The organism is Bariatricus sp. TF06-38A (assembly GCF_027690675.1).
GTDB lineage: Bacteria > Bacillota > Clostridia > Lachnospirales > Lachnospiraceae > Allocoprococcus > Allocoprococcus comes.
This window is the reverse complement of sequence record NZ_JAQFCE010000044.1, coordinates 1-10096: the sequence shown is the minus strand read 5'-3', so window position 1 is coordinate 10096 and position 10096 is coordinate 1. Positions and strand designations below refer to the sequence as shown.

Sequence of the window (10096 nt, the reverse complement as noted above, 5' to 3'; positions counted from 1 at the left end):
TCCTGCGTCCATAAAGTCGTTGTTTACAGTTAAGATTATGCACTCCATCGGGCGCTGCCATATTCCACGCCTTTGCGGTATTTCTTGGCGTTCTTGCCTTTGCAGTACACCATAAGCCGCAGCGCCGCAGCACCAGCGACGCCGATCAGCAGGTCAGTGGGGTGGAAGCTGGGGGCGGCACTTTCAAAGGCCGCCGCGCAGCCATCCGCAAAGTGCAGGAGCTTTTGGGAAAGGTCGATGCCCTCCGCCAGCCGGTACGCCTGCCCCAGCTTGCCGAACAGATAGACAAACAGCAGATAGGGCAGATTGGCGATTATCAGTTTTTTCATTTCCGGCTTCATCGTGACAGCCCCCTTTCTTTGAATTTTTCCTTGGCCCGGTCAGCGTTGCGGGCTGCTGCCTTTTCCTTGCTTGCGGCAATATCCTTGCGGATCGAGGGCCGTTCCTCCCGCTGCAACTTCTTGGCCGTGAACTCCTTGAACGCCTGTTCCATGTTGTCGGCGTCCTTGGCCTTGAAAATCACGATGTAGTGCGGGGGCTGGGTAGTGGCGTCTTTCCGCAGCGTGAAGTCCACGCCGTATTTCTTGGCGCAGGGCTTAAACAGTCCAATGTTGGCGTCGGTGATCTCGATATTGGACAGGGCCGCCCCGTGCTTTTTGAGCTGCTTTAGGCTCTGCTGGCCGTGGTGCAGCTTGGTCTTGCCCTTGTTTTGGGTTTCCAGAAACTTGCGGGCCGCCGCTTGCAGCACTTGGATTGTCAGCTTGGCCGATTTGATGGAAAAGGCTATTGTCTTTTGGGTTACTTCCTCCTGCAATCGCTATCCCTCCTTTCGCAGAAGTGCGGCGGGACGGTTAAGGTGGCACCGTCAGCCGCCGCAGGAAACAGAAAAGGGACAGCCGCTTGCGCCGGTTGTCCCCGATTAAATCCTCACCCGCAGGCCGGAAAGATCGTCGGCACGGATGCCAACCAGATACCAGTTGGCCCCGTACTCAATGCGGGTGGGCTTCCACCTGCCGCCCACCATCACATCAAAGGTTTCCCCACAGTGCAGGCCGCCGTAGTAGTCCGCCAGATCAAAGCGAATGTCGTAACGGTCGCTGCGCTCGTCGAAAATCAATGCACCCTGTTTCATAGGGCCGTCCTCCTTTCAGATTTTGCCGGTGTTCATGTCATGGGCCACCAGCGCGGCATAGTAACCGTTGATCGTGCTGGGCGCATTGAACAGCATAGCCAGCAGGTATTTCTTGATGTTGCGGATTTCCGAAGTGTTCTTGCTCAAACAGTCAAAGACAAACTCGATGTGAGAGCTGTCCAGTTTCATAAACTTGGATTTCACCAGCTCTGCCGGGTAATCGTCCCCGGCAATGCGGATGGTCTTGCGGGCGCTGCATACGGTTTCCACCAGCAAGTCCACAATCTCGTCCAGCGTTTCCCGGTCAATGCCCTTGACGTGCTGGCAAAGGTGTTCGTACTCAATGTTGTCCATGATGATTTGACGATAAATCTCTATGGCGCTCTGTGATTTCGCTTCCGTTCCTTTCCGTTCCGGCGGCTGTGCCGCCTCGTCCTCCAAAGGAGAGGGTCGGGAAAGGATAGGAATGGGATCGGTAATTGATACATCAGTAATTGATTTTTCTTTACTTGATATATCTTTATTTAATTGCGTTGGTTTTCCCAACGTAGGCTTTTCCTGCGTTGGATTATCCAACATTGGATTTTCCAACGTAGGTGAATCCGGCACAGGCTGGGGCTGTTCATAGATCACATAGTCCGCGCCGCGCAAGCGCCCTTGGCTGTCGCGCTCACGGGATCGGACGATGTACCCGGCCTGTTCCAGCTCCCGGATTGCGGCCCGGATCGCGTCGATCTGCTCCCGGTTGATAAGGGACAAACCTTTCAGCGTATAGTCCCAATCTTCCGGCAGGGAGAGCATTTGCGATAACAGGCCCTTGGCTTTCAGGGATAAGTCCTTGTTCCGCAGGTGGTGATTGGACATCACCGTGTAGCCCTTGTTACGCTCTACACGAAATACTGCCATATTCTCAACTCCTTTCACTCGAAATGTCACCGCGTCGTAGGCGGTCAGCTTGCCCGGCTGGTAGGGACATTCCGCATAGACGCAGAATTGATATTTCCAGTGCGGGCGATAAAAGCGGCAGGTGCCGCAGTCCTCCGGCGTGACCGCCTCGCCGCTGTCGTAGTGGTCAAAACCGGGCTTGCCCTGCATGAGCTGTTCAAAGGCCCGATCGCTGCCGGAAGTGAAGTACATAGGCCGTCGCCTCCTTTCTGCTTTTGGGCAAAAAGAAAAGCCGCAGACTTTTTTCAAAATCTGCGGCTTGGCCGGGGAACAGAAAAGGGCGCTGTCATGCTTGACAACACCCTGTTTCTGTCTGATTATTCAGTTGTTTTGACCTGCCCCGTTTTCCGCTGCCCTAAAAAACATTGATTTTACTGGGTTTTTTCATGTTTTCTTATGGCACCACGGTTAATGAGTAGTATTTATTTGAGCAACGCAATATTTATGATGATAATACTGACGATCATCTTTTTAAGGATCCGGTATTATATTACATGGAGCCCGAGTAAAAAATATACGATGATCTTTATTGGCATGGTAGAGCTTTATGTGTTAATGGATGCATTGTTTATGAAAGAACTCTTAGGTAAGTCAGGAAACTTTTTGCAGTTTAAGCTGGTTGTGTTTTTCTTTTATCTGGTTTATGTAATCATGCCATATGTGTGGCATTTGTTTATGCAGAGTTATATGGGGATTAACCGTTCAAAGAAGCAAAGATTTGCGGAAATGATTCCGTTCATTCTCCTGGTTCTGATGGTGCTTCTCTCAGTTCCGACGGGAATTGTCTGGAGATTTTCACGGAACCGGACCTATATACGCGGTACATTTTTCGGAGTGTTTGCCGTACTCAATCTGTTTTATTACGTTTATACATTTGCACAGACATTCTTTATTTTATTCATGAACAATACAAAGGGTGTCAGATATCTCATAAAATCGGCACTGTTTTCAGCAGTCCCACTGATCGGAATTCTGGCAAATACCTATATCATTCCACTTTATGGGGCATATCCGTTCCAACCGTACTGCCTGGTAATCGGAGCACTGCTCTCCTACCTGTTCATGGTGGAGCACCAGCAAGATCAGATGGAGTTTGAACACCGGAAAAGACTGTCCAAAGCATTGGAACTGGAAAAAGAATCGACACGGAAAGCGAAAGTAGCCGGTGAGGTAAAGAATGCTTTCCTTGCAAATATGTCCCATGATATCCGTACCCCGATGAATGCGATCATTGGATTTTCTGATATCATTGCAGAACATCCGGATGATGAAGAAATTGTAAAAAATGCAATTTCCAAAATTCAGGCATCTGGTGAGATTCTTCTGAAGATCATCAATGATGTGTTGGATCTGTCTAAAATCGAAAGTGGAAAGGCAGAAATTGTGGAGATGGTAACTGACCTGAAGCAAATGGAAGAAAATCTGAAAATGATGCTCGAATACAGCATCCAAAAGGGAATGATTGATTTCAAAGTTGAGGATCAAATAGAGAATCCACTGGTATGGTGTGATGCGACAAAACTGCAGCAGGTACTGGTAAATGTACTGAATAATGCAGTTAAATTTACCCCAGCGGGAGGAACGATCACATTTAGCTGCGTCCAGAGAATGATCGCACCTGGATTTGCCGAATACAAATTCACGATAAAGGATACCGGAATCGGTATGACTGAAGAATTTCAGAAACATGCGTTTGAGGCATTTGAAAGAGAGCGAACTTCTACCGAGAGCAAGACTGAAGGAACAGGGCTTGGACTTGCGATTGTGAAGAAACTGGTAGATCTGATGCATGGTGATGTGATAATCCAAAGTAATTCCGGTCAGGGAACCAAAATACAGATTTCACTTCCCCTTCGGATTGCAACGGAAAATCAGCTTCATCAATCAGATAAAGCAAAGGAATACAAAATAGGTCTTGACGGAATGCATGTACTTTTGGTGGAAGATAATGAATTAAATGCAGAAATTGCCATGGAAGTTTTGAAAAATAAAGGGGTTCTTGTGAACTGGGTTCCGGATGGATGCGCCTGTGTGGAAGAAATTCAAGATAAGGAAGCAGGCACATATCAGTTTATCCTGATGGATGTACAGATGCCACGGATGAATGGATACGAAGCGACACAGAAAATCCGTCAGCTTGCAGATGTGAAGAAGGCACAGATTCCAATCATTGCCATGACTGCAAATGCATTTGAGGAAGACCGGAAACATGCGCTGGATGCTGGGATGGATGGGTTTATTATGAAACCGTTCCGGGTGGATGAAATGATGAAGGTGATCGGAGAAGTGATGGAATAAATGAATGTGGAAAGAGCAGGGAAAGAACTTTGAAAAGTTCATCCTCTGCTCTTTGTGTGTTTCATTAATCTACGCGGCTATGTTGTCCGCGTTTTTTGTAATCTTTATCAATCCGCTTTTTCCAACTAGAATCAAGCGCTGCATTGCACCGAACAGCAGATATGGCATCATTTAATACTTCATAATTCAATGCAGTTCCTTCGCAGTCACATTGATAATTGGCAGCTTTATCTGCGTCAATTCCAAAATGACTGGCTGTTTCAATCGCATCAATATTTGCGCCAAGAAAGAGAAATTCCCATCCATATTTTTCCTGCTGACGCTGAATCATCTGCTTTACTTTATCACTGCTGTACATATGGCTTGCATTTTCCATACCATCTGTCATGATGATAAAAACGGTATGCTCCGGTACATCTTCCGTGCGCGCATATTTGTGGACATTTCCAATGTGATGGATAGCACCGCCGATCGCATCCAGGAGAGCCGTACAGCCGTACACAGAATAATCGTCTTCTGTCATAGAGGGAATCTTCTGCACCTCTACTCTGTCATAAAGGACTTTACTGTTATTGTTAAAAAGCACGGTAGAAATCAGCGCCTGCCCTGCCTCTCTTTTCTGCTTTTCAATCATAGAATTGAAGCCGCCTATGGTGTCCTTTTCCAGTCCGCTCATGGATCCGCTGCGATCTAAAATAAATACAACTTCTGTCAGATTTTTTCTCATACTAAATTTCCTCCTAAGTAATGGCTTATTTTGTTTGTAACTATAGGATACTGCCATTTTCAGGGGAAATGGTCGCATGAAAAGCGACACTTTTTTATGGATCAGAAAATTTCTACAGAATCATATCAGGTGAACAACGCTATGTGCCAAATTGCCAAACTATTTTCTTCTTAGCCTCCAATCAGACTTTGATCAAAGGCAAAGAGTGCTTCATTGATTTCGTAAATACTATAATTTTGCTTCAAGATAAAATATTCAACGATTACGTCAAATTTGCTGGAATGAGACAGGGCAAATCCTGCTTTCATCAGCATATCCTGAATTTCCGGAAGCGGAAGCTCAAGTGCCAGCGCAAATGCAAGAACAGTCGGTTTGGATGGTTTGTAGTACTTGTCATTTTTAATCTTGGAAAATAATTTCCGGTCAATATTGGCTTTCTTATAACACTGAGAATCGGTCATTCCACTTTCATCAATCTTCCGAAGCAGCATTTCAGAAAAGCTTTCATCCATTTGCTGCAAGGCATCTTCCAAAGTTGCAGCCTTACTTAACGGTACATTTGATGGCTCTGGTAAAGATATGCTTTCACAGAGATCCATTTCCCGGAACTGCTTCTGGCGCCTCATTGCTTCGGATGTTTTGTTAATGTGTGTTTCTACATAATGATCATCGATATAAGATGCAATATCAGAAAACAGTTTGCTGCTGATCCGATAAGCTGCTTTATCAAAAATGACGATGTATACCGTCATATCATTTTCCATAAGAAATGCGCTGATCGCGTCGATTGCAACCTTCAGCGCCTGAGCTTTCGGATAGCCGTAAATTCCGGAAGAAATCAGTGGAAATGCTATGGTTTCACAATGTTTTTCTTTTGCAAGTGCTAAGGAATTTTCATAGCAGGAAGTAAGCAGCTCCCGCTCATGAAACTGTCCGCCTCTCCAAATAGGACCTACTGCGTGAATGACATAATTGCAAGGCAGATCATAGGCGTTTGTAATCTTTGCATCTCCGGTCTGACAGCCGCCTAATGTGCGGCATTCTGCTAAAAGCTTTGGCCCTGCTGCACGGTGAATGCAGCCATCCACTCCACCGCCGCCGAGCAGGGAGGAATTTGCGGCATTGACGATGGCGTCTACGGACATTTTGGTGATATCATTTCTGACGATTTGTAATGGCATGGGTTGGTGTGCTCCTTTAGGTTAGTGTTTGATGATTTTACTTTTATAGTAATGATAAGCAGGTGCCTTTTTTAATTTTTCAAAACATATACAGTGCTTTTATATGCACCTTGTCGTTCCAAAATTCCCATATTGACCAGTTCTCCAAGAATTCTTCTTGCTCGACGTTGCTTTACTCCAAGTAATTCTTCTACTTGCCGAGATTTAATCGATCCTGTCTCTTTCGCAAATTGAATAATTGAATTTTGCTGTGCCGACAAACTATTTACCAGCGTTTTACCGGCATTTATCGGCATTTTATCGGCATTTATCGGCATTTTATCGGCATTATTACTTTCAATTACTTTACTGCTTCCAGCTTCTATTCCATAATCAAACGAATATGCATCATCCAATGGAACAATAATCCGGAATACATCGTCTTCCACAAACAAAGGATCTTTCCCTGAATAATATTTGCTGTATTTGAATAATTTTCTTACACCTGATCCAAGCTGGTCAGCATAACCGATATTCCTGAAAAACGATGCTATAAGCGGATTCTTTGGATTTGGTTCCAGATTATCTACTGTGATAAAGCCTTCCTTTGTTGCACGATTCGCATTTTCCACATACATTCGATCTTTCTCAATCACAAACTTTGCTGTATAACTGCTTGTAAATTCACGGTGCATCAACGTATTACTGATCATTTCTCTGATAATTGTATTCCGGAGACTTTTGTTTACTGTATCTTCAAGGAAGAACTTGTCTGGCAAATTCTTTCTTCCAAAATCAAGGAGCTGGCTATAACTTTCAATTAGATTTGTCTTAATAATTTCCCGATCGTCGTAACGGTCCACATTGACTTTTCGTACAAGCGCATCCGTCACATAAGTTGGTGCAACATTTAAAATTACATCGTCTTTTCCTAGCAGCATAATTGCTGCTAAATTGAATCCTTCTTCTCCGGTAACGATATCTCTGCCGTATAATCCTGCACTTTTCAAAAGTTCCTGATCATCCATAGTTGTCCAGGGATGCTGACCACCTGCATGATTCTGTGCCATAATACGAATCTTTGGCAGCAGATCTAATCTCAAATCTTCCATTTTTGCATAAGGATAGATTTTCTTTTCTGTAAAAATATTCTGCTTACGAATATACATCTGCGCAATTGCACTGGTAGACGTTATTTTTACATCCGCATCATCCACACGGTCATAGATGACTTTTTTGAAGCTGTGAACCTCTGCACTAGGCGGAATATGAACATGAATGATCGTATGACTTTCATCATATTTTATAATTTCCGGTACCAAATATATCGTTGGTGAGAATAGTGTGGGATTGCTGATAACCTTAATAAAGTTTTTCACCATATCAGGAGCTGCTTTTTCTGGTATTCCTACTACAGTCCCATCATCTAATATTCCCATGAAAAGGTCTCCGCCAAATCTGTTCAGAAATGAGCAAACTGTCTCATAGGTATCATTTTCAATTCCATTTCCACAGCGTTTAAATTCAACCGCTACAGTTTCACCAATTGTAAGAATGGATTGTACTTCTTTTATTTCCATTTGGTCACCTCATTCTATAATTAATGCTTAAATTTCATCTACTGATCTAAAACATATTGTTGTACTATTATCAAGTATTTTTGAAAACTAATCAAGTATATTTTTATACATATCAGGACTACATACAATATTTTCTATACGCATCCATAATTTCATTTTGGATTTTGTCCCGGAAACTTTTAGGCCCAATAATTTCACATTGATTGATGTGAGTCATTACCCATGAATGTATAACGGATGGTATTGTATTAATTTTTACTGTAATATTTTCTTTATCCTTTTTTAATACGGTTGCATTTTTCCCGAAGGTTTCAGCAATTTCCTGCCATAATCCGAAAGCACATTCTATTTCGTAGGATGCTTTTGATTCTCCTTTTTGAAAGATCTTTTTCTCGGCATACTGACCTGGATTTAAACCGCCAAAGATCATATCAATGCCTCTTTCCAGTATCGTGATATCCTTTAAATGATCAATTCGAAAATGTTCTAATTCTTCAGAATATTCCCTCTTTCCAAGGATATAGTAATTCCCTTCAGCCCAAATAGTAACGTATGGACTAATAATAATATTGCTATTTATGACTTCTTCTAATTCCTGATTAACTCCATATTTCAGCAGTTTTGCACTTATTTTACATCCTTGATTGATTGCTACATTTAACGCATCAATGTTATAAAACAGCTGTTTGCTTAAAATCTTTCGTGAGGGTTTCTAGGCAAAAGGAAAAAGATTGATTAGTTTAGTGACTGGGATTTCATATCCATCCGAATAATTCTTTTACTCTAAAGAGTCTGGCGAAAGCCAGCCCCTCATGAAGAACCCTCAACAAGTTTGGCAAACCCTCAAGAACTTTGATTATCCTATCTTTGTCACGGTCTAATAAACAAACCATTTTCATCAAATGCTGAACACTGGTGCTAGAATATAAATAGTACAAGTCAAAATGAGAATTCCTTATTACTAATTTTATGATACTATGTATGTATCGCACTGAAGGAGGATCTCATTATGGCAAAGCATTATGATAAACAATTCAAGATAGATGCAGTCCAGTACTATCATGATCACAGAGATTTAGGACTGCAGGGTTGTGCTTTAAACTTAGGAATCAGTCAGCAGTCTTTATCTCGCTGGCAAAAAGAACTGCGCGAAACAGGAGATATTGAAAACCGTGGTTCTGGCAACTACGCTTCTGATGAAGCAAAAGAAATCGCACGTTTAAAGCGTGAACTACGTGATACACAAGATGCGCTCGATGTATTAAAAAAAGCAATCAACATTCTGGGAAAATGACAGAAGCCATTTATCTCGAAGTTGCTGAGAAGGCAGAAGCAGCCCGTAAGGCTAAACGCCGTGTTTCTGTCTCCGGAATGTTGAAAATACTTGGCGTTTCCCGTGCTGGTTATAATGCATGGCTGAAACATGTTCCTTCTAATGCTGAAAAGCGTCGTGAAGCAGTAAAAGCCAAAATCAAGGATATTTACGATGAATCTAAACAGAATTATGGAGCTCCTAAAATTACTCAAGTATTACGTAAAGCAGGAGAAATCATTTCCGAGCGTACCGTGGGGCAATATATGAAACAAATGGGCATCAAGGCTCAATGGGTAAAACCATGGACAATTACCACAAAAGATTCTGACTTCAGTAACGAACTTCAAAATATCCTAGATGAACAGTTTAATCCAGAACGACCAAATACTGTTTGGTGTTCTGATATCACCTATATCTGGACGATAGATGGCTTCGTCTATCTAACCAGTATCATGGATTTATATTCCAGGAAAATCATTGCCTGGACGCTATCTAATACACTGGAAGTGTCCTGCGTGATTGAAACAATAAATAAAGCTAAGGCAAGACGAAAAATCGAAGAACCATTGATTCTACACTCGGATCGCGGGAGCCAGTATGTATCTAATGAATACAAACGTGTTACTGCAAATATGCAGTGTAGCTACTCTAAAAAAGCTTACCCATGGGATAATGCTTGTATTGAATCATTTCATTCACTGATTAAACGTGAATGGTTAAATCGCTTCAAAATCTGCGATTATGGGCATGCATATCGATTGGTATTCGAGTATCTGGAGGCATTCTACAACACAAAACGGATTCATAGTCACTGCGACTATATGTCACCAAATGATTATGAAGAACTGTATCGTAGAGTGCAACAACACGAATTGCTGATGGCAGGTTAAAATGGGGAAAACCTCATTTTAACTTGTACTAAATCTTGACATAGGACCA

10 protein-coding genes and 1 pseudogene are annotated in these 10096 nt (G+C 42.8%); 3 read left to right on the top strand and 8 right to left on the bottom strand.

Going from position 1 to position 10096, the window contains the following annotated elements; translation table 11 throughout:
* Positions 1–44: 44 nt before the first annotated feature.
* The 4 genes and pseudogenes from PG418_RS18620 to PG418_RS18605 all read right to left on the bottom strand — a co-directional run.
* Positions 45–341, bottom strand: a pseudogene (locus PG418_RS18620) (VirD4-like conjugal transfer protein, CD1115 family); the annotation flags it as partial.
* Positions 338–814, bottom strand: a complete 477-nt coding sequence (locus PG418_RS18615; protein WP_069988615.1) for a PcfB family protein — start codon at positions 812–814, stop codon at positions 338–340. The pseudogene PG418_RS18620 and the gene PG418_RS18615, both read right to left, overlap by 4 nt.
* A gap of 105 nt (positions 815–919) precedes the next feature.
* Positions 920–1132, bottom strand: coding sequence for a DUF5348 domain-containing protein (locus PG418_RS18610; protein WP_002574007.1), 213 nt, complete (start codon positions 1130–1132; stop codon positions 920–922).
* A 15-nt stretch (positions 1133–1147) separates the two neighbouring features.
* The gene (locus PG418_RS18605) at positions 1148–2038 is read right to left on the bottom strand and encodes a DUF6017 domain-containing protein (protein WP_130870521.1); all 891 of its coding nucleotides are present in this window, start codon (positions 2036–2038) and stop codon (positions 1148–1150) included.
* Between the two features lie 483 nt (positions 2039–2521).
* Between PG418_RS18605 and PG418_RS18600 the strand changes: the two genes are divergently transcribed.
* The gene (locus PG418_RS18600; protein WP_498837854.1) at positions 2522–4375 is read left to right on the top strand and encodes an ATP-binding response regulator; all 1854 of its coding nucleotides are present in this window, start codon (positions 2522–2524) and stop codon (positions 4373–4375) included.
* 64 nt (positions 4376–4439) lie between these two features.
* Here the strand turns inward: PG418_RS18600 and PG418_RS18595 are convergent, their stop codons facing one another.
* The 4 genes from PG418_RS18595 to PG418_RS18580 all read right to left on the bottom strand — a co-directional run bounded on the left by PG418_RS18595 (position 4440) and on the right by PG418_RS18580 (position 8272).
* A complete protein-coding gene (locus tag PG418_RS18595) occupies positions 4440–5102 on the bottom strand; it encodes a vWA domain-containing protein (RefSeq protein WP_498837853.1) in 663 nt (220 codons plus the stop codon).
* 170 nt (positions 5103–5272) lie between these two features.
* On the bottom strand, positions 5273–6283 hold the full coding sequence (locus tag PG418_RS18590; RefSeq protein ID WP_008370317.1) for an O-acetyl-ADP-ribose deacetylase: 1011 nt from the start codon (positions 6281–6283) through the stop codon (positions 5273–5275).
* Positions 6284–6354: 71 nt separating this feature from the next.
* Positions 6355–7842 carry an RNA/DNA-binding domain-containing protein gene (locus PG418_RS18585; protein WP_368281646.1) on the bottom strand — a complete coding sequence of 496 codons (1488 nt, stop codon included), beginning with the start codon at positions 7840–7842 and terminating at the stop codon, positions 6355–6357.
* A 118-nt stretch (positions 7843–7960) separates the two neighbouring features.
* A complete protein-coding gene (locus PG418_RS18580) occupies positions 7961–8272 on the bottom strand; it encodes a hypothetical protein (protein WP_498837852.1) in 312 nt (103 codons plus the stop codon).
* Positions 8273–8851: 579 nt separating this feature from the next.
* On the opposite strand from PG418_RS18580, the gene PG418_RS18575 reads away from it, so the two are divergent.
* Together PG418_RS18575 and PG418_RS18570 are read left to right on the top strand one after the other, a co-directional pair.
* Positions 8852–9136, top strand: coding sequence for a transposase (locus PG418_RS18575; RefSeq protein WP_055247392.1), 285 nt, complete (start codon positions 8852–8854; stop codon positions 9134–9136).
* Positions 9133–10047 carry an IS3 family transposase gene (locus PG418_RS18570; protein ID WP_055247390.1) on the top strand — a complete coding sequence of 305 codons (915 nt, stop codon included), beginning with the start codon at positions 9133–9135 and terminating at the stop codon, positions 10045–10047. The genes PG418_RS18575 and PG418_RS18570 overlap by 4 nt, the downstream gene beginning before the upstream one ends.
* The last annotated feature ends 49 nt before the right edge of the window (positions 10048–10096 follow it).

Bases quoted from the DNA above. Each gene is read 5' to 3' on its own strand.
- PG418_RS18610 (WP_002574007.1), bottom strand. From the start codon at position 1,132: ATGAAACAGGGTGCATTGATTTTCGACGAGCGCAGCGACCGTTACGAC.
- PG418_RS18605 (WP_130870521.1), bottom strand. From the start codon at position 2,038: ATGGCAGTATTTCGTGTAGAGCGTAACAAGGGCTACACGGTGATGTCC.
- PG418_RS18600 (WP_498837854.1), top strand. From the start codon at position 2,522: ATGATGATAATACTGACGATCATCTTTTTAAGGATCCGGTATTATATT.
- PG418_RS18595 (WP_498837853.1), bottom strand. From the start codon at position 5,102: ATGAGAAAAAATCTGACAGAAGTTGTATTTATTTTAGATCGCAGCGGA.
- PG418_RS18590 (WP_008370317.1), bottom strand. From the start codon at position 6,283: ATGCCATTACAAATCGTCAGAAATGATATCACCAAAATGTCCGTAGAC.
- PG418_RS18585 (WP_368281646.1), bottom strand. From the start codon at position 7,842: ATGGAAATAAAAGAAGTACAATCCATTCTTACAATTGGTGAAACTGTA.
- PG418_RS18580 (WP_498837852.1), bottom strand. From the start codon at position 8,272: ATGATCTTTGGCGGTTTAAATCCAGGTCAGTATGCCGAGAAAAAGATC.
- PG418_RS18575 (WP_055247392.1), top strand. From the start codon at position 8,852: ATGGCAAAGCATTATGATAAACAATTCAAGATAGATGCAGTCCAGTAC.
- PG418_RS18570 (WP_055247390.1), top strand. From the start codon at position 9,133: ATGACAGAAGCCATTTATCTCGAAGTTGCTGAGAAGGCAGAAGCAGCC.